This is a genomic window from Archangium minus, from assembly GCF_044360475.1.
In the GTDB taxonomy this organism is placed as follows: domain Bacteria; phylum Myxococcota; class Myxococcia; order Myxococcales; family Myxococcaceae; genus Archangium; species Archangium minus.
Genome location: NZ_CP043494.1, coordinates 11,859,602 through 11,883,998 on the forward strand (window position 1 = coordinate 11,859,602; position 24,397 = coordinate 11,883,998).

18 protein-coding genes are annotated in these 24,397 nt (G+C 67.9%); 8 read left to right on the forward strand and 10 right to left on the reverse strand.

The window, feature by feature from the left end:
• Positions 1-54: 54 nt before the first annotated feature.
• The 3 genes from F0U60_RS48650 (at position 55) to F0U60_RS48660 (ending at position 4,076) form a co-directional block, all read left to right on the forward strand.
• Complete coding sequence (locus F0U60_RS48650; protein WP_395811025.1) at positions 55-1,497, forward strand: hypothetical protein; 1,443 nt, start codon at positions 55-57, stop codon at positions 1,495-1,497.
• 293 nt (positions 1,498-1,790) lie between these two features.
• Positions 1,791-3,326 (forward strand): Tox-REase-5 domain-containing protein, encoded by a 1,536-nt coding sequence (locus tag F0U60_RS48655; protein WP_395811027.1) that lies wholly within the window; start codon positions 1,791-1,793, stop codon positions 3,324-3,326.
• A 12-nt stretch (positions 3,327-3,338) separates the two neighbouring features.
• Entirely contained in the window at positions 3,339-4,076 is a 738-nt protein-coding gene (locus tag F0U60_RS48660; protein ID WP_395811029.1) for an Imm52 family immunity protein, read from the forward strand.
• Between the two features lie 89 nt (positions 4,077-4,165).
• Here F0U60_RS48660 and F0U60_RS48665 read toward each other — a convergent pair whose 3' ends face one another.
• Positions 4,166-6,160, reverse strand: coding sequence for a hypothetical protein (locus F0U60_RS48665; RefSeq protein WP_395811031.1), 1,995 nt, complete (start codon positions 6,158-6,160; stop codon positions 4,166-4,168).
• A gap of 129 nt (positions 6,161-6,289) precedes the next feature.
• Here F0U60_RS48665 and F0U60_RS48670 point away from each other — a divergent pair, with 129 nt between their 5' ends.
• Positions 6,290-7,135, forward strand: a complete 846-nt coding sequence (locus F0U60_RS48670) for a DUF5131 family protein (RefSeq protein WP_395811033.1) — start codon at positions 6,290-6,292, stop codon at positions 7,133-7,135.
• Positions 7,119-9,674, forward strand: coding sequence for a M1 family metallopeptidase (locus F0U60_RS48675; protein ID WP_395811035.1), 2,556 nt, complete (start codon positions 7,119-7,121; stop codon positions 9,672-9,674). The genes F0U60_RS48670 and F0U60_RS48675 overlap by 17 nt, the downstream gene beginning before the upstream one ends.
• A 60-nt stretch (positions 9,675-9,734) precedes the next feature.
• Here the strand turns inward: F0U60_RS48675 and F0U60_RS48680 are convergent, their stop codons facing one another.
• The 6 genes from F0U60_RS48680 to F0U60_RS48705 all read right to left on the reverse strand — a co-directional run bounded on the left by F0U60_RS48680 (position 9,735) and on the right by F0U60_RS48705 (position 18,943).
• Positions 9,735-10,841, reverse strand: coding sequence for a sensor histidine kinase (locus F0U60_RS48680; protein ID WP_395811037.1), 1,107 nt, complete (start codon positions 10,839-10,841; stop codon positions 9,735-9,737).
• Positions 10,842-10,913: 72 nt separating this feature from the next.
• Positions 10,914-11,036, reverse strand: coding sequence for a hypothetical protein (locus tag F0U60_RS48685; RefSeq protein WP_395811039.1), 123 nt, complete (start codon positions 11,034-11,036; stop codon positions 10,914-10,916).
• A gap of 147 nt (positions 11,037-11,183) precedes the next feature.
• Positions 11,184-13,319, reverse strand: coding sequence for a hypothetical protein (locus tag F0U60_RS48690; RefSeq protein ID WP_395811041.1), 2,136 nt, complete (start codon positions 13,317-13,319; stop codon positions 11,184-11,186).
• A 154-nt stretch (positions 13,320-13,473) separates the two neighbouring features.
• Entirely contained in the window at positions 13,474-14,580 is a 1,107-nt protein-coding gene (locus tag F0U60_RS48695; RefSeq protein WP_395811043.1) for a hypothetical protein, read from the reverse strand.
• A gap of 62 nt (positions 14,581-14,642) precedes the next feature.
• Positions 14,643-17,753: an Ig-like domain-containing protein gene (locus F0U60_RS48700; protein ID WP_395811045.1), complete on the reverse strand. Its 3,111-nt coding sequence runs from the start codon at positions 17,751-17,753 to the stop codon at positions 14,643-14,645.
• A gap of 122 nt (positions 17,754-17,875) precedes the next feature.
• Complete coding sequence (locus F0U60_RS48705; RefSeq protein WP_395811047.1) at positions 17,876-18,943, reverse strand: DUF2804 domain-containing protein; 1,068 nt, start codon at positions 18,941-18,943, stop codon at positions 17,876-17,878.
• A 221-nt stretch (positions 18,944-19,164) separates the two neighbouring features.
• On the opposite strand from F0U60_RS48705, the gene F0U60_RS48710 reads away from it, so the two are divergent.
• Positions 19,165-19,446, forward strand: coding sequence for a hypothetical protein (locus F0U60_RS48710; protein ID WP_395811049.1), 282 nt, complete (start codon positions 19,165-19,167; stop codon positions 19,444-19,446).
• A gap of 84 nt (positions 19,447-19,530) precedes the next feature.
• Here F0U60_RS48710 and F0U60_RS48715 read toward each other — a convergent pair whose 3' ends face one another.
• From F0U60_RS48715 to F0U60_RS48725, 3 genes are read right to left on the reverse strand one after another with little or no spacing between them, the layout of a single operon-like run.
• A complete protein-coding gene (locus F0U60_RS48715; protein WP_395811051.1) occupies positions 19,531-20,703 on the reverse strand; it encodes an ABC transporter permease in 1,173 nt (390 codons plus the stop codon).
• Complete coding sequence (locus tag F0U60_RS48720; RefSeq protein WP_395811053.1) at positions 20,700-21,434, reverse strand: ATP-binding cassette domain-containing protein; 735 nt, start codon at positions 21,432-21,434, stop codon at positions 20,700-20,702. The genes F0U60_RS48715 and F0U60_RS48720 overlap by 4 nt, the downstream gene beginning before the upstream one ends.
• Position 21,435: 1 nt before the next feature.
• Positions 21,436-22,914 (reverse strand): alpha/beta hydrolase, encoded by a 1,479-nt coding sequence (locus F0U60_RS48725; protein ID WP_395811055.1) that lies wholly within the window; start codon positions 22,912-22,914, stop codon positions 21,436-21,438.
• A 114-nt stretch (positions 22,915-23,028) separates the two neighbouring features.
• On the opposite strand from F0U60_RS48725, the gene F0U60_RS48730 reads away from it, so the two are divergent.
• Together F0U60_RS48730 and panD are read left to right on the forward strand one after the other, a co-directional pair.
• Positions 23,029-23,874, forward strand: a complete 846-nt coding sequence (locus tag F0U60_RS48730) for an LEA type 2 family protein (protein ID WP_395811057.1) — start codon at positions 23,029-23,031, stop codon at positions 23,872-23,874.
• Between the two features lie 99 nt (positions 23,875-23,973).
• Positions 23,974-24,366, forward strand: coding sequence for an aspartate 1-decarboxylase (panD, locus tag F0U60_RS48735; protein ID WP_203408558.1), 393 nt, complete (start codon positions 23,974-23,976; stop codon positions 24,364-24,366).
• Positions 24,367-24,397: the final 31 nt, after the last annotated feature.

Here is a 24,397-nt window from a genome sequence, read left to right on the forward strand (position 1 = left end):
GCCAGGGAAAATCGCAACTCGCCTTTACAGAGAAGATGCTCGAAGCTGACGCGAATGACGAGCTACACGGTCAGGCTCTCCGCAGCTCCCCAAGGTCATGAGATTCCGCCGCTGCTCGCGGAGGTCGGCGCCTGGATTGGCGAGCAGCCCCATGGAACGCTGGGCTGGTTCGATGCGCTGGAGGCCACCGACATTCCGGAGGAGTGGAGTCCGGAGAAGGCGGACCGGCTTCGCCGTAACGCCTTCGCGTTCATGAGCCTCGCCGATGGCTCGCTGCTCGTGCTCGTGAACACGGGAGTCAAGACGCCGCCCGCGGTGGCGCTGCTCGGTTCGGAAGGCGAGGCGAGGACCGTCGCGAACAGCCTGGAGGAGTTCCTGACGCTTTGGTCCCAGGGCGAGACGGAGCTCCACGAACTCGACGATGAGGAGGGAGCCTCCGGGCGAGAGGCGCTGGCTTCGTGGCTGAAAGCGAAGAAGGTCAAGAAGCCAAGGGCGAAGGCCTTCGATTTCGCGGCCTGGCTCGACGGTGACGCCGCTGTCCCCCCCACGGCGCAAACGCCGACAGTCGCCGCACGCAAGTCCGCGCCGACCCCGGTGATGAAGCAGCTCGGACCGAAGACGCAGCAACTGGCGTCAATCCTCGGAACGCGCGCGGATGCCCCCGGGGTCATCGCCTACGTGACCGAGGTGCTCGGCAAGAAGGTTCCGCCGTCGACCAGCGAGAACACCGACTCGGTGAACGTCTCGGCAACGAAGCACGGTGTCGAGCTCGTCTTCTCGCACGACATCCTGAACGATGCCTATCCGCCGGTTCCGAAGACCGCCAAGACGTTCATCCCGTACGTCTCCTACGCTTGGGTGAGGGCGAAGATCGGGGAGGAGGTCCTGGGAGTGCCGTGGAAGGTGACCTCGGAGGCGGAGATCACGAAGGTGCTCGGACCGCCCACCGGTCGTCGGGCCGCGTTCACGGACGAGGATGAGCTCACCGTCGCCTACTGGGCCTATTCGCTCGACACCGCGGCGCACGTGGAGCTCAAGCTCTCGTTCGATGAGTCCATCACCGTCACGCTCGCTGTGAAGAGCGCGGGTGCGCTCAGCCGGCATTCCGATGTCACGACCGGGCTCTTCGTCGGCTACGCCGCGACACGAGGCCTGCTCGACACCTCGCGGTTCCCGGCGCACCGCGAGCTGCTCGAGGCGGTCGCGAAGCGCAAGGCAAAGGGGTCGGAGCTCGTGAAGCAGGCGCTTCCGCGCGGCCTGTGGAACGACCACCTCCGCGATGCGCCGGGACTCCGCCAGTTGGCGTGGCGCTGGTTCCACAACATGAAAGGCCTCTGGATTACGGCCGACCTCAAGGAGACGTTCGGAAAGCGCGCGGGCCCGTTCGGTCACGACGAGCCGGTGCTCGATGATGATACCTGGGACGCCGTCGACCAAGCGGCGCCACTCCTCGACAAGCGCTTCGCGGCGTGGCTCGCGGACCGCGGTCCGGAGTAGAGCCCGTGCTCCTCACTTCTGGGGGAAAGGCCACTGTCATGCCCAAGGAGTACAGGAGTCCTGGAGCGGGGGAGGGCGTCGGCACACAGGTTGAGGCTCGACAAGGGAATGGGCGGGGTCGGCCGCGCAGGACGGTGTCCGCTGCGTTGGTGCTGTTACTCCTGGGACTGCAGGCGGCGTGTGCCACGGGCTACCCTATGGGAGGCGCATTGGCGCGGAGCTATCACCCCCGAGGACTGGCTCCCCCCTCGAACACAGGGGAAAAAGAACGGGCAGCGCTGGAGCACGGCGCAGTGGAGGACCCTGCCAACACACAGGACTCCACCAGCGGCGGCGCGGAGAAAAGAGTCACCAACGGCGAGGGCGCCCGCTCCCGGCGACTGCACCAGAGCCGCCATGATGGCGAGGCGGACGAAGCAAAGGATCTGGAAGCGGAAGGTGCAGGGTGGCGGGACGGGGTGGGAGATGGCCGTCCCTATGCGGTTCCCATCACCCTGGACTACTTCCAGGGCTTCCTCGTGCGGGCTGGGGTGCCCTCCGCCGCGATGCCCGAAGACGGGCGCTCGCTGAACCCTCAGCAGGCACTGGAGCTGCTGCCGTACCTGCTGGCCACGCCGGTGACGTTGGGCAACTTCGGACCGCGCCGCATGGCGGCTCACCTGCTCCTGGAGGTAGCCACTGGCGGGTTGCCTGTGTCACGAGACGAGCTGCACGTGCGAATGCGGCGCTTCTCGCTGCTGCTGGTGCTGCGCCCGGACGGCTACCTCGTAAGGCCCACCACGGGTGAGGCCGTGCAGAAGGCAGGTGCGGTGATTCTGGCGGAGGACGGCACCCTGCGCGCCGGTCGCTTCGAAGTGGGCCCCTTCTACGCCATCAACGGAGGACGTCTCTTCCCCATAGACGAAAAGCTCGAGGTGCCGCACGGGGCCCGACCCGCGGGCATCTACACGCCTGACAAGAACGCGGGGCTGGCGGTGGCAGAGGGGGCCGTGCTGGCGGTAGTGGACATGGTGGAGGGCCTTTACCAGCTCGCCTTCTCCACGGGGGAGACACTCGAGGGGTTGGCGCAGCTCCCTGGCGCCGTGCGCGCAATGTATGAGAACGCGCCCCAGTTCTGGGAAGAGTTCCGCCACAAGCCTTATGCGGAGAGGGTGCGCACCGTCTCGCGGCTTGCCACGGGCGCGGTGCTGACGGTGGGCACTGCCGGGGCTGGAACTGCCAAGGCGGTGAGTTGGGGCGGCAAGCTGGGGAACCTCACCGTTCCGCTGCTGTCGCTCACAAGCGACGGCTTCATGGCGGTGCGCCTGGTGGCGGTGCCGGTGGGGAGTGTCGCCACCGCGGCTGCTCCAGCGCTGAGTGCCACCTACGTCCTGCACATGGCCAACACCGGCGCCCAGGGCTCGGGAGTCGGTGCTGGGTGGCCTCCGGTAGGCGGGCCCGGACAGTGGGTGGAGGACACCTCCAGCATGTCCGAGCAGGCCCGAGCCTATCAGGCCCAGGTAACGGGCGCGCCCAATCGGTGGGCCTACAGGGTCTGTCGCGACGGTAAGTGCGTGGACTACGATGGGTTTGACCCCAAGACGGGAACTCTGCTCGAAGCCAAGGCGCGCGAGTATGAGAAGTGGTTCGATGCGGACCTCCAGCCCAAGTGGGGCTACGAAGGGCTGGAGGGCATGGTTTTGCAAGCCCGACGGCAGAGAGCGCTGGCTGGAGGGCTTCACCTTCGCTGGCACGTGGCGGAGCCCCGCATGGTCGCCATCCTCCAGAGAGCCTTCAGAGAGGCGAAAATCAAAGGTATAGAGGTCGTGTATACCCGTCCCTTCCCTTGAGGCCCGCTACGCATGAGCGAATCCTATCTAGCTGGAGCCTATTGGGGGTGCCGTAGGGAGTCGGCTGGGGAGTGCGCGCGGCGCGCGGCGACCTTTTTCCGTCTACTGGCGGAGTGTCACCCTAGCTATGCACGCTGGTACGAGCAGGCCAGCTCGCCCAAGAGAGCGCTCGAACTTCAGTTCGAGCCCACGGAGGACTCCTTCGTGCGTTTCTTCGGCAAGAAGAAGTACCAAAGTGACGGTGACGGATTCCATTTTAGCGCGTGGACGGGCCATGACCGACAGGCGGGTGAGGGGGGAATGGTCATGATTCACTGTGGCTCGGACGCTGAGGGAGCACCGAACAGTGTCCGGCTATACTTCCCCAAGGAGCCCTTGGGGAGTGAGCCCATGCTCACCATGTCGGTGGCTGCCGGCGTGATGCGGGTCCTTGCGGTGGCCTGGGAGCCAGACTGGGCCGTCGTCACCAGTGACGACCTCTGGGAGCAGCTCTCGCGTCACGGAGAAGCCGACACCTTCGTGGGGTGGATGACGTACATTTCACACAACTGGGGCGAGGTACTCCCGCTAACAGAGCCCGTCCGCATAGAACCCGTGGAGGGTAAGGGCAACCTCATCATTTTGACTCCCGAGCGCCTCACCGCAACCAACACCGAGCACGTAGCCCTCGGCCACCGCATCCAGCGACTGCTCGAGGAGCGAGGTCTTCTCAGAGAGGTGGGCGATCGGCGCCAAACGCCGAGCGCATGAATTACGTTCTCGCGCGAGCGTGGGGATGTACCAGGTCTGCTCAAACTTGTTGTAGAGCACCGGCCCGCTCCGACGTGACAGAAGGGTTATCAGTCCCCACGTCTCGCGCGGAACCACAGCAGCCCCAGCACTCCGAGGCTCACGAGCGACAAGGCCAACCCCGTGCGGAAGGAGCCTGGACGGTAGTGCAACTCCACGCGTCGCTCGTTCCCGCGCAGGTCAATGGTGCGTAGGCCCTCGGCTTCGCGGAGCGGCACCGGCTCGCCGTCCGCCTCCGCCTCCCAGCCCGGGAACCACGCATCCCTCACGGTGAGCCGCTCTCCTCCTCTCGGAAGCGTGAAGACGAGCCGTGAGGGCAAATCGACCTCGGGCTCCAACTCCAGCCGCTCCCCGCCCGACTCCAGCAGCGCCCGGCCCGGACGACCACCCAGCTTCAGCGCGACATAGCTCCCATTCTGGAAGAGCACCTCCCCCGAGTAGGCCGCGCGCTTCGCCTCATCGTCGATGACCACCACCGTGGCCCCCAGCAGCCTCGCCGCTCGCTCCGGCTCCTCGCGCACCAGTTGCTTCACGAACGCGGGCGCCGGCACCACGAAGCCCTCCAGCGCGGCGAAGCCTGCCGCCATGTTGGCGTTGGGAATGCCCACCGCGCACGCCTCCTCGCGGTGATCAAGGTCCACGCGTCCCCAGTCGATGTCGTAAGCCACGCGGCCCTCGGGCCGGAACTCCGGAGAGGGACGGCACGGCGCCCCGCCACTCCTGCTCGCCAGCGTCCCCACACCCTGCTGGAAGACGGCGCACTCAATGAAGAGGATGGCCGCCACCGCCCACCCACGCCGCTCCGGAGCCGCCCGGCGCGAGGCCAGCAGCGCGCCACCCACCAATCCCACCCAGGCCGAACTCACCGCCCAGCCCGCCCCCGCGCCCGCCACCGCGAGGGCACACGCGCCCAGCAGGCTCACCATGGCGAACACCGCCCCCGGTCGCCGCGTGTTGGGTTGCACGCCCCGCTCCCACGCGGAGAAGCCCGAAGCCAACGCCAGCGCCAGCAACACCGGCAGCGGTGAGAGGAACTTGATGGGAAAGCGGAAGAGGCCCGCGCCCGGCACCCACCGGTGCAGCCACGTGAAGAGACCTCCCGCGTCTCCGAGCGCCAGCCACACGAGCACCCCGCACAACACGGCGAGCCCCTTGCGCCGCCACAGTCCCCAGCCCGCCAGCAGCAGGAGACTCGAGCCCATGAAGAGCACCGACTGGAAGCCCTGCGTGCCCGAGCGGTCCGCGCCGAAGCGGACGAAGGGCAGCACGAGATCCAACACCTCGGCCGGAGACAGCGCGAAGCTCGAGGCCTCGTTCGCGCCAAGGCCCGCGCTCCGGTCCGAGCGGACGAGCAACTCCAAGAAGGGAATCCACGTGGCCGCGGAGAGCCCGGCCCCGAGCGCCACCGCGCCCACCGTCCACCGCGTCCGCTTCCAAAGGCTCACGGCCAGCCCCGCCAGCGCGAGCAGCGTCAGCTCTGGAGAACCCGCAAGCACGCTGCACGCCACCAACACGCCCAGCAGCGCCATCCCGCGCCGCGTGGGACGACGCGCCAGGAGCCGACCCGAGCCCCACACCCACGGCACCCAGCTCAACCCGCACAGCATGTTGGGGTGGGCATAGTGCTCCACAGCGAGGGGACTGAGGCTCGCGGCGAGCCCAGCCAGGACAGCCGCGCGGCGGCTCGCCCCCGAGTACCGCGCCAGCCGCCACGTCCCGAGCCCCAGCCACACCAGGTGCAGGAAGAGGAAGGGGCCCAGGACGCGCTCGGGCCGCGCCACGAGGAAGAGCAGACTCGGCGGATAGAGCACCTGCGTCTGCAGCTCGGCCAGGAACGGGTGGCCCGCGAGCAGGAGCGAGTTCCACAGCGGCAGTTCCCCGCGCAGGAGCTGCTCGCGCAGGAAGGCGGCGTTGGGCAGGAAGAGGAAGAGGATGTCCGGCGACACCGGCTGCTGCACCAACATGAGGCCATGGGCGACCAGCACGGCCAGCACCACGGCGGCACAGGCCAGCGACACGGCGCGAGCACGGGACGAGAGGGACATCGCTCCGGGAAACGCTAGCACGGAGGGTGGACGGCCACCCAAGCGGGCAAGAGCCAGCCCTTCAGGCCTCCGGCTGGCACCTCTCGCCCACGGACAAGAGGGTTCCTACCTTCCCCGTCGGCCACTCCCATGGAGCTCATCCCCTACACCTTCAACCCCTGGTGGGGCTGTACCCGCGTCAGCGCCGGCTGCGACCACTGCTATGCCGAGCGTATTGATCTGCGCGCGGGTGGCGGGCACTGGGGCAAGGGAGCCCCTCGCCGTACCTTCGGGGAGAAGTACTGGGCCAAGCCCCTGCAATGGGACGCGGAGGCGGCACGGCTCGGCCAGCGCGCGCGGGTGCTCTGCGCCTCCATGGCGGACGTGTTCGACGCCGAGCGCCCCGCGGGTGCACTGGAGCGGCTCTGGGAGCTCATCCGCCGCACGCCCCACCTCGACTGGCTGCTGCTCACCAAGCGCCCCGCCCGTATCCAACGAAGCCTTCCGCCGGACTGGGAGGACGGCTACGCGAACGTCTGGCTCGGCGTCACGGTGGAGGACCCAGCGGTGGCAGTTCAACGCGTCCCCCTGCTGCTCGAGACCCCCGCCCGGCTGCGCTTCCTCTGCTGTGAGCCACTCCTCGGGCCGGTGAACCTCACCCCGTGGGCCCCCGCGCTCGACTGGGTCATCGCGGGTGGGGAGAGCGGTCCTGGAGCCCGCCCGGTCCATCCAGACTGGGTTCGCGGCTTACGCGATCAATGCCACACATCCGGGGTTCCCTTCTTTTTCAAGCAGTGGGGTGCGTCCCGCGCCGGCAATCTCCTCGATGGGCGCCGCTGGGAGCAGCTTCCCCCGTCCTTGGGCCAACGAATCCTGGCCGGGCGCATCAGGTCGAGCCGTCACCCGGTGGACGCCAGTCCCACGAGTTCTTCACTCCGTAACAGGCCCTCGCCTGCACTCCCGCTAGAGTCAGACCCCTATGGCGCACGCGACTGACGACAAGAACTTCCGACTTCCCCTCACCATCCGCCCGCGGCGGTACGCGGCCACGCTAACGCTCGACATGGAGGGCAAGAGCTTCACAGGCCAGCAGACCATCGAGCTGGACCTCGAGAAGCCCTCGAATGAGATCATCCTGCACGCCATCGCGCTGCAGCTGGGCGAGGTGACGTTCCGCGCGGGCAACGGCAAGAGCTTCAAGCCCACGGAGCTGCGGCCAGTGCAGGCGAGCGAGACGGTGGTGCTGCGCTTCAACGAGCCGCTTCCGCAGGGCGAGGGCGCGCTGGACGTGGCGTGGACGGGCCGCTTCACCGAGGGCCTGCGAGGCCTGTACGCGGCGGGCAAGGTGGCGGCCACGCAGTTCGAGGCGGCGGATGCGCGGCGGCTCTTCCCGTGCTTCGACGAGCCGGCCTTCAAGGCGCGCTGGGCGCTCACGGTGCGGGTGCCTCCGGGGCTGACGACGCTGGCCAACGGAGCGCTGGTGAAGGACGAGCAGGACGGCAACCTGCGCAAGCTGACCTTCCAGGAGACGGAAGTGCTCAGCTCGTACCTGGTGGCGCTGGTGTGTGGCCCGCTGGTGGGCACGCCCGAGGAGAAGGTGCAGGGGATTCCGGTGCGCACGTGGGCGCTGCCGGAGAAGCAGCACCTGACGCGCTTCGGCCAGGACGCGGCGCTCGCGGCGCTGCCCCGGTTGCAGGATTACTTCGGGCTGCCCTACGCCTTCGGCAAGGTGGACCAGGTGGGCATCCCCGACTTCGAGGCCGGCGCCATGGAGAACGCGGGCCTCATCACCTACCGGGAGATCGCCCTGCTGTTGGACCCGGCCACGGCGCCGCTGTCGGTGCAGAAGCGGGTGGCCGAGGTGGTGACGCACGAGCTGGCGCACCAGTGGTTCGGCAACTGGGTGACGATGGTGTGGTGGGACGACCTGTGGCTGAACGAGGCCTTCGCCACGTGGATGGCGTACAAGATCGTCAACGATTGGAAGCCAGACTGGCGGGTGTGGCTGGACTTCGACACGGGGAAGGCGGCGGCGCTGCACCTGGACGCGCTGCGCTCCACGCACCCCATCCGCGGCGAGGTGCGCAACGCGCACGAGGCGGGCGAGAGCTTCGACCTCATCACCTACGAGAAGGGCGGCGCGGTGCTGCGGATGATTGAAGGCTTCCTCGGCGAGGAGGCCTTCCGCGAGGGCATGCGCCAGTACATGCGCAAGCACGCGCGCTCCAACGCGGTGGCGGACGACCTGTGGAAGGCGCTGGCGAACGCCTCGTCGCAGCCGGTGCTGGAGCTGGCCAACGCGTGGATTGGCCAGAGCGGCTTCCCGCTGGTGTCGGTGGCGCTGGACGGGCGGACGGTGACGCTGTCGCAGCAGCGGTACTACTCGGAGCCGGGCGTGAAGAGCAACGAGCGCTGGCCGGTACCGATGGTGCTGCGGTTCGCGGATGCGGGCGGGGTGCGCGAGCAGCGGGTGCTACTGCGCGAGGCGCAGACGAAGGTGACGCTGGAGGGCTCGGGCGAGGTGAAGTGGCTGTGCGCCAACGCGGGCTCCACGGGCTTCTACCGGGTGCAGTACGACGCGGCGGCGCTGGAGCGGATGTCGGCGAACCTGGCAGCGCTGGAGCCGTCCGAGCGCATCTCCCTGCTGGCGGACCAGTGGGCGCTGGCGCGCAGCGGGCAGGCGACGGTGGCGGCCTTCCTGGAGCTCGCGGGCCGCTTCGGAGGCGAGGAGGACGACGCCGTGCTGGACGAGCTGGTGGGCCGGCTGGCGTACGTGGAGAGCCGACTGGTGGAGGGCGAGGAGCAGGAGCGCTTCCGCCGGTGGGTGGAGAAGCTGCTGGGAGCGGGGCTGAAGAAGCTCGGCTGGGATTCGGCACCGGGGGAGTCGGACCGGGTGAAGCTGCGGCGCGCGGCGCTGGTGCGAGCGGTGGGCTCGGTGGCACGCAGCCCGGAGGCGCTGGCGGAGGCGAGGCCCCGGGTAGAGCGGATGCTGAACGGGGACAAGACGGCGCTGGAGCCGAACCTGCTGGACGTGGCGGTGGGCATGGTGTCGCGAGCGGGAGACCGGGCGCTCTACGAGAAGGTGCTGGAGAAGATGCCGGGGGAGCCGGATCCAGCGACGCAGCGGCGCTACCTCATGGCGCTGACGGCCTTCGAGGATCCGACGCTGGCCGCGGAGGCGCAGAAGCTGTTCTTCACGGAGAAGGTGAAGATGCAGGACGTGGCGAGCTTCATGATGGGGCTGATGAGCAACCGGACGGGCCGCGACGCGTGGTGGGCGGAGACGCAGAAGCGGTGGGAGGACGTGCTGGGAAGGACGGGCCGGGCGCCGATGCTGCTGCGTCGAGTGGTGGAGTCGATGGGAGCGCTGCGCGAGCGCAAGCAACTGGACGAGGTGCGCAAGCTGCTGACGACCCACCCGGTGGAGGAGGCGAAGCAGGCCACGGAGCAGACGCTGGAGAGACTGGAGCAGGACGTGGCCCTGCGAGAGCGAGCCCTGTCCGAGGTAAGCGCCTGGCTCAAGCGTCAGCCGTGAACCGATGAAGAACCTGCTGGGTGATGGGGCACCCCACACCCAGCAACCCAATGCCCGCCGTTACCCGGAGGTCCGCGCCCCCGGAAGGGTGAAGAAGAAGGTACTGCCCACATCCATCTTGCTCTCGGCCCATATCCTTCCGCCGTGAGCCTCTACGATGCACTTGGAGATGTAGAGCCCAAGGCCCATCCCTCGTCTGTCGCTTGGGCGGACCTGCCAGAAGCGCTCGAAGATTCGTCCCAGATTCTCCTCGGCGATACCCGGGCCCGTGTTCATGACGGAGAACCGGACTTCATCTTCCACGGGCTCGACGCGAATCGAAATCCTGCCTCCCTCGGGAGTGAACTTGATGGCGTTGCTCAGGAGATTCGCGAGCACCTGAAGGATCCGCTCATGGTCGAAGCGGGCCAGCAGTGAGTCCCTGGCCACGTCCGAATCGAGCGAGATGCCCTTGGCCGATGCGGTGGGCTGGAATACCTCCATCGTTTCCCGGACAAGGCGAATCGCATCTTCTGGCCGAGGTTCCACCGTGAGCTTGCCCGCCTCGATGCTGGCCACGTCCAGCAAGTCTCCGATGAGCCGGTTCATTCGAGCAGTGAAGTGTTGAATGCTCCCCGCGTCTCTGCGGGTTCTCTGTCCGGCCTCATCCTCGGGTGCGTTCCTGACGAGCATGGCCGCGCGCATGGCGATGCCCCCGAGCAGCGTCCTCAAATCGTGGCTCACCATCGCCAGGAAGTCGTCTCGCGCCGCCAGGGCTTCATCCGAGCGCGCCCGTTCCGTCAACAGGTGCTGGTCCGTCGTCTCTCGTTCCAGCCGGAGGAGGTTCGCCAGGGCGCGTTTACGTGCCGCGCGCTCCTCACGAAGCTTTTCGTCCGTGGTGGCCCGCTCCTCCCGGAGGGACGTGTCCTCCTGGACCCGCTCCCTGGCCACGCTCTGGCGCTCCTGATGCGGGGCCTCGCTCCGCATCAGCTTGTCATCCGTTTTCTCCCGAGCCACCCGCAGCGACGCGTCCGCGTCGGCCCGCGCGCGCCGCATGACCGCATCCGAATCTTCTTCAATGGAGTCCTGCCTCTTGCTGAACTCGTCGTCGGTCTTCTCCCTCTCCTGGCGAAGACTCTGGTCCGTGCGGTCCTGCTCCGGTCGCGGCTTCTTGTCATCGGGCTTCATCCGCGGCAGTTCTAACAGAACCCCACATGAGGTTCAGGCCCCCCCCCTCAGGTAACGAAGAGGGGCGGCAGCTCAATGACAGTCCGAGGGGCAGGTGGATGCCGTCTCGAAGTTGTTGCACGCGCCGTCGGAGTTGCACTCGCAGTTGAGCAGGATGACGGACCCGTAGGCCGGCACCTCCACTGAACCCGACACCCGCGCTCCCGCTGAAGACGACGATGCCATCCTCCAGGCTGGAACGTGAGCGCGTTCAACCTGCTCAGCGTCTTCCAGGCCTGGTCGGAGGCTCTTCCGGTGTTCGTGTCGGAGCCGGCGCTGGCCTCCAATCCCGGAACAGGCGCTTCATGGCGCACCCGCGGCGGAGCCGCCCGAGAGGATTTCAGCACCGACTGGCGCCAGCACGCCTCTGTGAATGTCATACAGCCGCTGATGGGTCTTCTTCACCTCTTCCAGCATCTCCTCGTACGGCTGGTCGGCCTGGTTGATGAGCCCCATGTTGAACTTCTCGCCATCTGGCAGAGAGCGATGGGTCACCGCCTGGTCGTAGAGGAGGAAGAACCCGAAGCCGATGAACTGAGGCTTGGAGGCGAGCTGCTCCACGAAGTAGCGGTAGTGCAGGCCACGGGAGCGCTGGTGGGGGACGGCGGACGCGAGGGAGTGGGCCGTCAGGCCGCGCCCCACCACCGAGAACGAGAACTCCAGCAACAGGATGGGCTTGTCGTGGGAGAGGTACTGCGAAATCCACGACGGGTCCTTCTGGTAGACGTCGAAGCTCAGGGCGTCCACGAACTCCACGCTGCCCTCAATCCACTCCGGTGAGTTCCTCCAGGTGGGGACCAGAGAACCACCCAGGTAGAGGTGGTTGGGGTCGAGCCGCTTGAGGACTCGCCGCACCACCTCGTGGTAGCGGCGCGAAGCCAGCCGGAGGAAGTCCGAGATGTCGCTCCCCAGCTGGGAGTAATGGGTGACCGGTTTAGCGACGAGCCCGTCCACGGTGGTGGTCTCTGGCAGCCCCAGCTTGCGCGCCACGACGGCCGTCTGCCCTCCGTTCCTGGCCAACATGAAGTCGATGAACGCCTTCTTGGCCGCGCTGCCCGAGCCCAGCTTGAGCGCGGCCTCCACCACGGAGCGATCCCATCCCCGCTCGTTCTCGAAGGTATGGCCGATGACGCGCGGGTTGTCCCGCAGGGTGGCGAGGTTGCCCTTCACGCCGTTCTCCACCGCCAGCTCCCAGCCCGGGTCGAACGGGTCCGGCGCCCAGAGGATGCTGCGCGTCTCGCTGCTGCTCGGACGGAGGACGGAGATGAAGGGAAAGGCGATGCGGTCATCCCGCGTCCACTTCGCGTGGGTGTTGAAGCCCCAGGCGCGCAGCCGCTTGTCCATCATCCGCGCCCACTGGGCGTTGTAGTCGGCGCCGTACTTCCGCTGGAGGTTGGCCGTCACGAAGTTGACGTACCTCTTGCCATCCAAGGTGGTGTAGGCGCCGCTGAACTGGGTGGGATCCGGCAACTCCTTGAAGGCCTTGCGCCGGCTGCCCTCGGAGTTGTGGACGGGCGTCGCATACCCGCCGTCGAGGAACTTCGCGCCATCAATGCCGATGACGAAGAAGGGGTCCCCCTCGGGGGTGATGAGCCACCAGCGCTGGTTGATCTTCTCCAGGCGGAAGAAGCCCGTCGACGCATAGCGGGGGGCAGGTGGCGAGCCGATGGTGCCCGAGGGAGAGGTGCTCGCCGGGGGCTGAGCCAGCCGCTGCGCCTCCGCCGCGGCATCCGCGACCAGCTGCGCGTCGGAGGAGATCTTCCCGGGCCACTCCTCGTACAGGAACTGCCCGTAGCGGTCCACCAGCTGAGCCTCACGGGTGAGCTCCGGCGTGAGGTCGGCCGGGGTCCCGCCCGAAGTGGAAACCGCTCCCGTCGTATGGATGCGGACCTCGCTCAAGGGCAGGTGCACGAAGGAGTGCGCCCGCTTCAGCTGGAGGCGGAGGAAGCGCGCCTTGCGACCCCCCAGGGAGAACACCACCGTCTTGCCCGACTGCCAGAACTGCTGACCCGCGGAGCGGAAGACATCGGAGCCCGCCTCTCGATCGTGGAGCTCCATCTCCTGGACGCTCCAATAGGAGTTGGGCCCCTGGGCCACCACCTCGACCCTGTCGAGAGGCAGGTCCTGGAGCAAGTCGAACACCACGGTGACACGCGTGGGAGCGCCGCTCTTCCCGGTCCAAGCAACGCGACCGCCCGTCGTGGCATCGCCGTCGGTGAGGGCCCCCTGCTCGAACTCGATGGGCGAGCCGGCGATGGGCAGCTTCTCGAGGAGCCTCCGCTGCTCCTCGGTCCGGTACGCCGTATCGAAGGCGTAGCCATATTGGTAGCGACCGTGGGTAACGAGGGCCGTGGCGGCCTGGGCTGGCGTCACGCTCCAGACCAGGAGCGCGCAAGCCCATACAGCCTGCATCAAGGAAGAGATACGGGTGGGTTTCATGGCTCGAAAGGAAAGGGTGGAAGCCATTCCCTACCAAACGAGACATCGCCGTGTCGCCCGAGGTTACAAAGACACAACACGAGCACTACACAAGAACGACACATCTTGCATGTAATGACATATCAACCCAGCAAAGCCTCACGGCTGCTCTTGCTCAGCCCTGCATGTCCATGTCCGAGGCCGGCTCTTCGGCCGGAGTGTCCCCCCGGCCCAACCGCACGAGGTGGAACACGATGACGGCATCGAGCAGCAGGAGGCCCGGCAGGTAGAACCACGGGCCCACGGCGTAGGGGCTCATCATCAGGAAGAACCAGAGCGTGAGCCACACGCCCATGAGGATGAGCGCGAGCGGGTGCAGCGCGGAGAGGCCCCGGTGCTTCACGGCGGAGCACGCGAGCAGCAGCAGCGCGCCCTGAGTGAGCACCGAGAGCGGCTGCTCCGCGCCTGACAATCCGGGCGCGCGCAGGGTACTGCGCCCCCACGCAAGCAGGAGCGAGAAGGAGCAGAGGACGACGCCCACCACCACCCAGCGATGCAGCCGGGGACCGTGAGAGTACAGGTCCAACTCCTCCGCGGGACCCTCCGCGAAGTAGATGCGGCCCTGGTCATAGCCAATCATCAGGGCAGCGAGCATCCACACCAGCGAGATGGGCCCATAGCCCAGCATCAACAGGGCGTACGTGCAGGTGAGCAGGGCAAAAGCCTGCGCGATGGCTGGGTGCTGGGTGTCCTCGGGGAGGTTCTCGAGCGATGAGGGCAGGCGGCGGAGGGGCGCGGAGCCCGGCACCTGCACCTCGGGCTGGCTGATGAGGCGCCACTCGTTCACGGCCACCAGCACGCCCATCAGGAGCATCACCCACGAGCTGATGAACCCGATGTCCATGACGAATGGCAGCAAGGACAGCACCAGCGCCAGCCACACAACCGCCAGGCCGAGCAGCGTCAGGGAGCCCCCCGGAAGCAGCGAGCGTAGGCGCGGGTTGTCCAGCACATCCTGGAAGACCCCGCCCACCTGCCCTGCCACGGCGCCGACGGGCCCGGCCACCTTGGAGAGCAGCTGCTCCAACCGCTCGGCGGCCGAGGGAGGCGGTGCATCCCACGAGGGGCCCGGGTTGTAATCACCCGCGTTGTAGTCCTCGGAGAAGTCGCGCTCGCCCCCCCCCGAGAATTCACCCCCCGGGGTCTCGAGCAACTGGCCGCACTCGGTGCAGAAGCCTAGCGACTCATCAGAAATGGGGTGACTGCAGTGGGAGCATTTCATGGAGGGGTCCGAAGCAGGACCCCCAGTCTAGGCCAGGCGAGACTCTCGGAGGTACAACCCCCCTATTCGTAGACGGTGGCGTAGACAAGGTTGCTGGAGAAACCTCCACCGTTGTCCCGGTACCACACCGTCACCGCGGCCCCCGCACCGTTCGCTCGGACCCTCGGTCGCTTCGAGGTCCCTCCATGAACAGGCTCGAGCGCCCCCATGAAACTCAGCGTGGTGGCGCCTTCGGGGTAGCGGGCCCCGAACACCCGGTCCACGCCGCTCACGTTCTCCACCCAGACGATGTGGAAGTTGCCCTGCCCGTCCGCCGCCACCGAGGGTTGCACGGACTGGCCGCGGTCCAACGCCACGGGCTGCCATCCACTCTCGGGAGTGAAGCGCTTCAACAAGACCGTCGAGCCGCCGGCACGTGGCCCCGTCCAGGAGACCATCGCGCGGCCCCAGCGATCCATGGCCACCATGGGGTCATCTCCTCCCGGTGGAGCGTCGCCCAGCGCGGAGGCCCCTGCGTGCCAGCCCTCGCCTGGGACGAAGCGGGTGGCGTAGAGGGAGGAGCCGCCCGTCCCGGCATCGTGCCCGCGGAACAGGACGAACGCCGAGCCATCCGCGCTCTGGGCGGCGGACACCGAGGAGCCCTCTCCGGATGAGGCGACCTGCTCCGGCGGCGTCCACCCCGAGCCGGGAACGAAGCGGCTGGCCCGGACGCGCACGGTGCCCCCGGAGTCAGGCTGCAACCACGCCACCAGGGCTCGGCCGGAGCCCTCCAACGCCAACGCCGGCACGGAGGTGGCTCCCGGCTCCGACTCCAGCAACAGCGGTGCGCTCCACCCGCCGTCCTTCACGAGGCGAGCGGCCCACAGGCTCTCCGCACTGCCGTCCGATTGCTTCCATACAACCAGCGCGTTGCCCTGCGCATCCACCCCTACTCGCGGCGTGCTCACCGGCTCGGCGCGCGTCTCCAGCAGGTGGGGGGTGCTCCAGCCCGAGCCCGGGGAGTACTCGACAGCATAGAGGTCCACCTGCGTGCCGACATGAAGCTCCCAGACGGCCACGCCGAAACCGGCCTCGTTCACCGCCACAGCGGGGCGCTCCACATCCCCCGGGTGCAAGGTGTCGAGCTCGCGCGCTGGCTCCCAGCCCACGTGAGGCGAGAAGCGACTGGCGAAGGGACGGAAGGCGACATGGGGGGTGTCCTGCACCCAGAGGGCCAGTGCGTAGCCCTGTCCATCGATGGCGACGTCCGGGAAGAGTCCGGGCCGCACCGACTGCACCTCGCGCGGCGGCTGCCACTCCCGGCCACGCGTGGTGAAGCCCACAGTCGAGGTCGACGTCATCGTCCATCCGGCCCGATCCTTCACCGGGGCGGACAGCACCGCGCGCACGGTCTCGCGGTAGGGCAGCGGGCTGACGGGAGTGAAGGCGCAACTCGTCGCCGAGTCATCACAGGCCATCGTCGTCGCCACGCGCGTGCCACGCACCTCCAACGAGAAGCCCTCGGGCGTGAGGCTGGAGACATCCACCGGCTCGCTAAAGGTGAAGCGGATGGGCGCCAGGATGTCCACCTCCACCGCGGCTTGCGTGGGGGACACACTCGCGACGGAAGGAGGCGTGAGGTCCACCCAGAAGCCCTCGGACGCCACGAACGGGCTCCAGTTGCCTGCTGCGTCCTTCGCGCGCACGCAGTGGAAGAAGGGTCCATCTTCCCAGAGCGAGAAGCCGGTGAGCCGCGTGGACGTCTGCTCCGTGGTGTGCAGGCTCTCCGTGAAGTACCCCTGGCACCGGGAAGAGACGGAGATCACGTGCTCGAACAGCACGACGCCGTTCGAGTCCGAGAAGCCGCGCCAGTTGGCCTCGAAGATGTCGGTGACGCGCTGGTAGCGCAGATGCGCCCCCGAGCCATTCGCCACCTTCGCACCCACGGCCGACGGAGGCACGCTGTCCTGCAGATAGACCAGGGGCCCCACGCACGCCGAGCGATTCCCCGCCGCGTCCTCCGTGGCCACGAAGAGGGAGGTCGTGGCGTTGGTGGAGACAGAGGTCGTTACGGTGAAGGAGCCCGACCCTGCCACCGCCGCCTCCGCGACGGGAGTCCCCGCACAGCCCTCGGTGGTGAAGAGGAGCGCACGAGGATCTCCCCCGGCGGCCCTGCCACTCACGGAGACGGAGGAGGAAGAACCAGGCGAGGAAGGAGAGAGCGAGAGCCCCGAGGGCGCGGCGGACGACTGACTGTCCTCGATGAACTTGAGGACCTCCGAGCACCCGCTCCGGTTGCCGACCGCGTCCCTGGCTCGGGCGGAGAAGGACGAGGTGCTGTCGTCTGCCACCGTTACCGTGAAGAGGGCCTGACCCGACTCCCCCGCCGTAACGGTCCCGAGCGCCGGCACCGTGCAGTCCGCATTGGCGAAGAACTCCACCTGGGCGCCGACCTCCACGTCCACCGTCAGGGTGGGATCATTGCGGTTGGCGATCCGGGGAGTGGACGCCGACCAGCGCGGAGCCGCGGGCGGGTTGCTGTCGTGGGTGACGACGTGGACCGACGAGCACTCACTGACGTTGCCCGCCTCGTCCAGGGCCAGGGCGATGAAGTGGCTCTTCTTGTTGCTCGAAACGCTCGGGTAGAAAGAGGCCGCCCCTTGTTCATCCGGTTTGACGGCGGTCGACCAGGACGGCTCGCACTCGTCGCCCAGGTGGAGGGCCACACGCGCGGTCCCCGGCTCCGCGAGCACCCGCAGGACGGTGCTGGTGTCCTTGACCAGCACCGGGTTGCCCTCCGCCCACCTCGGAGCCGCAGGCGGAATGCTGTCCTCGGTATAGGTGAACGGCTCGGAGCACACGGAGACCTGGTCACCCTTGGTGGCCCGGAGCGAGACAACCGTGGTGGAGTTGTCCTCAACGGAGAGTGAGAACTCGGTGTAGTAGGCGCCCGACTTCTGTACCCGCTGGAGGGGCTCTCCCTCACAGCCAGGGCCCAGGAAGACCTCGAGGACCGCATCCGTCTCGACGCTCGCCTTCAGCCGCGGCTGGTTGTTGTTGGACACCGCTGGGTTGTCCGTTGACCAGAGGGGCCTGCTCGGGGGCCGTGGTGGCTCTGGAGCCTCATCGCCACACCCCACGAGCAGCAGCCCTGTCCACAGCACGCCCAATCCTCGAGACATCGTCAGTCGCATGGAGCTCATCTTCCAGACGCGGCATGAGCCACCGCGCCAACCCCTTACCGCCAGTATTGAGGGGAACTGAGCGGGTGGGATCACCGCTCAGGGAAGAAGGATAGCTCCCGCCGACGAGACCCTCACCACAGCATGTCTTGATCCTCGGTGACGCCGGGCACTCCGGACAGGCGGTGCGTCTGGCCGCCCACCCGGACAGTGCCCTCGAAGAGCCCGAGCGGCTGGGCGAAGTGACTCACCACCACCTTGAAGTCGTGATCCTCCCGGTGGACGTAGAGGGGTTGGAAGCGCAGGTCGACCGCGCCGTCCACCGTCCTCATGCGCCACGGGCTCATCAGCTCGCTTCGGTCGTACTCGAAGCGCGCCCGGGCCAGTGGGTAGAGCCGGTTGCCCAACCACAACGCGTTCTCGTTGGTACCGGAGCTCTCGTTGAAACCTTCGACGAGGTTGAGGCCCACCGGTGTGCCATCCGCCAGCCGGCCTGCCAGGAAGGCCCATCGCCACGCGGTGTGCCGAGCCAGGTAGCCCTGGGTGTAGTCGGTGCCGCCCACGCCGCCATCCAACCGGAAGCGCTTGCCTCCCGCCTCCAGGCTGCCGAAGGCCAGCATCCCGCTGCGCTTCTGGGTGACGTTGACGAAGCCATCCCCCTCCACGGGGGCGATCACCGTCAGCGCCGGAGGGCCCCCAGCCACCAGCAGGTCGCCGTTCCACTGGAAGGATTGGAGGCTGCCCGTGCGCAACCGGCTCACGTCCACCTGCAGGCGGTAGCGCTCATCCTCCTCGCCACGCCGCGCGGAGATGCGTCCGCCCAGGGTGCGGAACGCGGCGATCAGCCCAGCGCCAGGCCTGTCGCTCACCTCGGCGAGCGGGCCAGGGGCTCCCAGGAAGCTGACATCGCAGAGGGGCCGCTGCTCCTTGAGGTCCAGCGCCACGGCGAAGGCGTTGGCCGAGTAGCCCACGTCCACCACCGCGAAGAGCGCGAGCACCTCGGGCGTGGCCGCCAGGGTGTAATGCCAGCGCTTGCGCTTGAGCAGTCGGGCGGGAGCCGCCGCGGGGGCCCACCGTCCCTTCAGCAGGGAGAGGTCCACCTGGGGCAGCTCGCCCTGGTAGGTACCGAATCTGGGTTCACCCGACGCCGTGGCCACGGAGGCCGGCGCGGGAAGGAGATTCAATTCTCGCTCCGGGGTCATTTCGATTCACAAGGTGGGCTATGGGCTTCCCACATGCCACCCGGACCCCTGGTGCGACGGATCACTCGCACACAGAACGAAGTCCCGATTGTGGGCGGGTGGACCCTTTCCCGAGTCACTCTGGCACAGCCAAAGCCCGTGCTCACGAGCCCTGACACTCCGTGAAATGTGTTATCCTGATTACGCCGTAACTGAAGGAATTCACATCCAGGGAGTGACGCGTGCGAGCGAAGTGTATCGGTGGCGTGCTGTTGATGGTGGGCCTGCTTTCGGCGGGCTGCGGCGGTACCGAGGTGGACGTCGGTGCTCAGTCGGACCTCGCCACCCGGGAGGATGCGCTCCCCTCGTGCCAGAACGAGGACTACGAGCTCGTCTTCTACAGCGAGCCCGAGCTCATCAACGAGGTGGGCAGGTGGGTATGCATCTGCGGCTGGGACCGAATCAACACCTACGGCAGGACGAGCGCCTACTCCGATTACCGCTACATCAACGAGTGCTTCTGAGCGGCGCGCCCAAGACAGCACTCGCGTGGACAGCCCAGGGCACGGTCATCACGACCTGGGTGTCCACGGATGCGAGGGGGCGGCTCAGGAACGGCCGAAGATGATGCGCTCGTCGGCCAGCAGCCGGGCCGTCCACGCCAGGAAGACGAGCGCCAGGACGCAGCAGCTCACCGTGCCCATGAGGAACGGCATCGCGCCCAGCGACTCGCCGCGCATGAGCTCCTGCACCAGCATCTCCTGTCCCAGCACGGGCACAGCGAACATCCACGGCTTGCTCTGCACGGGCGACAGCACCAGCGCCATGCCCGGCACCGTGGGCAGCAGTGAGAGCACCTGCATGTACGTCTGCGCCTCCTTGAAGGAGCGCGCGAAGGTGGACAGCAACATCTGCATCGCCGAGGCCATCAGCGCCAGCGGCAGCACCGCGGCCCACAGGCCCAGCACCGTCGCCGCGTCCAGCCGCACCTTCACGCCCAGGTCCTGCAAGGGTACCCGGTGCATCACCAGGAGGAAGGCCACCAGGCACACCGTCGCCGCCCCGCAGGCGAACACCACCGTGGAGAGCCACTTGCCCGCCACCAGGGCCTCGCGCTGAACGGGGTTGAGCAGCAGCGACTCCAGTGAGCCGCGCTCGCGCTCGCCCGCCATGGCGTCGATGGCCACGTTCATCCCGCCCGAGAAGGCCGCGAACACCAGGAAGATGGGGATGACGGTGAGCAGGTTGGCCGCCTGCCGCTCCGGCGTGGACAGGTCCACCTCATCCACCTTCACCGGCATGGCCAACTGCGGCGCCACGCCGCGCGCTAGCAGCCGCTGTGAGCCCAGCATCCCCGAGTACGCGCTGAGCAACTGCTCCACCCGGCGGACGGTGGCGCGCGCCTGGTTGCGCGAGTTGTCCAGCACCAGCTGCACCTCCGCCGTGCGCCCCGCCTCGAAGGCCTTGCCGTAGTCCTCGGGGATGATGAGCACCGCGTCCAGCTTGCCCGCCTGGATGCGCGCCTCGTAATCCGCGGGCGGCTCGGACAGCTCCACTCCAGAGCGCTCCAGGAACGCGATGAGGCTCGGCGCGTTCGCCCGCCCCGTCACCGGCAGCTCCAGCGGCTTGTCCTTGCGGAACCAGGAGGCCATCACCGTGAACATCACCCCGAAGAGGATCGGCCCCATCAGGGTGAAGCCCAGCGCGCTCATCACCGAGCGCCGGTCGCGCAGGTGGTCACGCAGCTCCTTGCGAAACACCGTGGAAAGGAGCGCCCTCACTGCATCAACCCCTGGTCACTGCCGATGACCGTCACGAATGCCTCCTCGAGGCTGTCCTTGCCCGTGCGAGCGCGCAGCTCGTCCGGGGTGCCGTCCGCCACCACGCGCCCGTGCGCCACCACCACGATGCGGTCGCACAGCGCCGCCACCTCCTGCATCACGTGGCTGGAGAACACCACGCAGTGCCCCTGCTCGCGCAGCCGGCGGATGAGCGTGCGCACCGCGCGCGTGCTCATCACGTCCAGGCCGTTGGTGGGCTCGTCCAGCAGCACGTTGCGAGGCCCGTGGACCAGCGCCCGGGCCAAGGCCACCTTCATGCGCTGGCCCTGGCTGAAGCCCTCGGTGCGCCGGTCGGCGATGTCCTTCATGTCCAGCAGCTCCACCAACTCGGCGATGCGCGCATCGAGCGCGGCGCCGGACAGGCCGTGCAGCTCGCCGGTGTAGCGCACGTGCTCGCGAGCGGTGAGGCGCGGGTAGAGGCCGCGCGCGTCCGGCAGCACGCCGATGGCCCGGCGAACCTCCAGCGGGTGCTCGGCCACCTCCAGTCCGTCCACCTTCGCGCTGCCCTTGTCCGGCCGGATGAGCGTGTAGAGCATCCGCAGCGTGGTCGTCTTGCCCGCGCCATTGGGCCCGAGCAGACCCGTCACTACGCCGTCCTCGGCGCGGAAGCTCACGTCCTCCACCGCCGTCACCGCGCCGAAGCGCTTGTGCAGGTTCGTCACTTCAATCATGTCAGGGCACCGGACCGGCGAAGGAGGTGAAGAAGGGCGGACGCTTGAGACCCTCGCCGCACTTCGGCTCGAGCCCCTCCACGCTTCCGCGGGTCACGAAGTCCGCCATCAGCGAGCGCGCGCACCCGATGGAGCTCGTCCCGTGTCCCACGCCGGGCAGGACCACGTGCAGGCTGTTCGACAGCGTGCGCTTGGCGTCCTCGGCCCAGGAGGGAGGCGTCACCGGATCCAACTCGCCGGATAGCAGCAACACCGGCACGTCCGATTTCACCGGCTCACGGTAGTCTTTGGCCAGCTCACCGCGCGGCCAGAACGCGCACGGCGCGAGCATCTTGCGCACCCCCGCCTCGCCCAGCCAGGTCCCCTTCGCCTCGCGGGTGATGGCCTCGTCCGAGATGTGGGGCACATCCTCCGAGCACACCACCGAGAAGAACATGCCCTGGCTCAGGTTGCGGTCGTAGCTGCCCGTCATGCTCTGGTGGATGGCGACAAGAGAGCGCCAGTCTCCCTGGGTGGCCCGGTCCAGCACCAGCGGCACCAGGGAGGCCGCCTCGGGCACGTAGAGCAGTCCGCGCAGCACCGCGGTGAGACCCTCGTAGGTGAGGGTGATGTCCTCGGGCACGCCGGTGAGGGGGTGCTCCACCCGCGAGCGCACCGGCTCCTTCTGGAGCTGGGCCAGCAGGGACGCGAAGCGGCCGCGCAGCTCCGGGTAGCGCCTGGTGCACGCCGCGTCCTGCTCGCAGTGGGTGAAGAGCAAGTCCAGAGCCCGCTGGCTGTCGCGCGCGACGTAGAGGGGCAGCAGGAGCGACAGAGGCGCCACGCCCTCGAGAATGGCGGTGCGCACGTGCTCCGGATGCTGGCGCAGGTACACCAGCGCGGCGCGCGTGCCGTAGGACACGCCATACAGGTTCAGCTTCTCGTACCCGAGCGCCTCGCGCACCTCGTCCAGGTCATCCATGGCGATGGGCGTGGTGTACAGACGCACGTCCGCGTCGTAGCCGGCCAGGCACTTGCGGAACGCCTCCTCGAAGAAGGTGTCGTCGAACTGTTGGGCCAGCGGCGCATCAGGAGGCACCGGCTCGCACTCGAGTGGCCGCGAGTCCCCAGTGCCTCGCTGGTCCACGAAGACCAGGTCCCGGTTGCGCTGGATGCGCTCCAACAAGGGCACCATCTGCCCGGCCAGCTTCGCGGCGCCCTGCCCGGGGCCACCGGCCAGCAGCACCAGTGGGTCTGGCTCCGGCGAGGCCGCGAGCGCCGGCACCACCACCACCTTCAGCGGCACCTTGCGCCCCTGCTTCGCCGCTCGGTCCTCCCACACCTCATAGGTGCCACACAGGCCCTGCCGGCCCGCCCCCTCCAACCGGCACGGGGTGAGCGCCATCTTGCGCACCGGCTCCTGGGCCACACTGCGCGTGCAGGCGGACAGCGACAGCAGGCCACTGAGGAGGGCGGGGAGAATCCGGGCGAGGTGATTTCTCACGGTGTCCTCAGGAGTACCACCCCTGACCCACCCCGCGCACGTCCTCCAGGTGGCGGCTCACCCAGCGAGCTGGTTTGAATTGCTCGGCTCCCCTACCCGTCCGCTGATAAGCCCATGACCATGAAGATGAAACGCTCGCTCCTCGTCCTCGCGACCCTCAGTCTGACCCTGCTCGCCGGCTGCGCCTCGATGCAGAAGTGGCTCAAGAGCGCCTTCAAGAAGCCGCAGCTCACCTTCAAGACGGCGCGCCTGTCACAGGCCTCGCTCTCCGACGCCACCGTCGACCTCGTCTATCAGCTCAACAACCCCAACCCGCTGGGGCTGAGCCTGGCCTCGGTGAACTACGCCTTCTTCGTCGAGGGCAAGCAGGTGGTGGCCGGCACGCCGCCCAAGGGCCTCAACATCGCCGCCAACGGCAAGTCCGAGCTCGTCTTCCCCGCTAACGTGAAGTTCGCGGACATCGCCCCCGTGGTGATGACGTTCCTCAACAAGGACAGCGCCGCGTACAAGGCCCAGGGCAGCATCGGCATCAAGACGCCCATCGGCGTCATCAGCTTCCCCCTGGAGCACGAGGGCACCTTCGAGGTCCCCAAGATTCCCCAGGTGCAGTTCGACTCGCCCCGCATCACCAACGTCACCGTCCAGGGCGCCACGGTGGAGTTCCCCCTCACGGTGAAGAACCGCAACAGCTTCCCGCTGCCGGTAGCGGGCATCAGCGGCGCCCTGAAGGTGGCCGGTGCCAATGTGGGTAACCTCTCCACCGGCAACCTGGGGATGCTGGAGGCCGGCAACAGCCGCCAGCTCACCCTGCCCCTCAAAATCAACTTCCTGAGCGCCGCCGCCGCGGCCAACGCCCTGCGCTCGGGCGGCAATGCCCAGGTCAAGTGGGACGGACAGCTCGTCTCGGGATCACAAAACGTGCCCCTGGACATCTCCCAGCTATTGAATTTCCGGCGTTAACCGGTTTCTGGCGGGGGGCATCCAGGCAAGCAAGCTCTTGAAGGTTGTCCCCCGCCGTTCCACCCGTTACGGTTGCGCCGAATTCTTCCGGGCCCCTCCATGCGCCGCATCTTCTTCAAATCCAAAATCCACCGCGCGACCGTCACCCAGGCCGATCTGGATTACGAGGGGTCGGTCACCATCGACAGCAACCTGCTGCGTGCCGCCGACATCCTCCCCTTCGAGAAGGTGGCGGTGTGGAACGTGACGCGGGGCACCCGCCTGGAGACGTACGCCCTGGAGGGCGAGGCGGGCAGCGGCGTCATCTGCATCAACGGCGCGGCGGCGCACCTGAACAAGCCGGGCGACCTGGTCATCCTGGCCACCTTTGCCGAGGTGGAGGAGCACGAGGCGGCCCAGTGGAAGCCGACGGTCGTCTTCGTGGACGAGAAGAACCGCATCGTGCCTGGGCGGACGGAGGAGATTCCGGGCCCGGCGCGACGCATCGCCTGAGCAGCGCCGGACGCTCGCGTCTGCTGCCGCT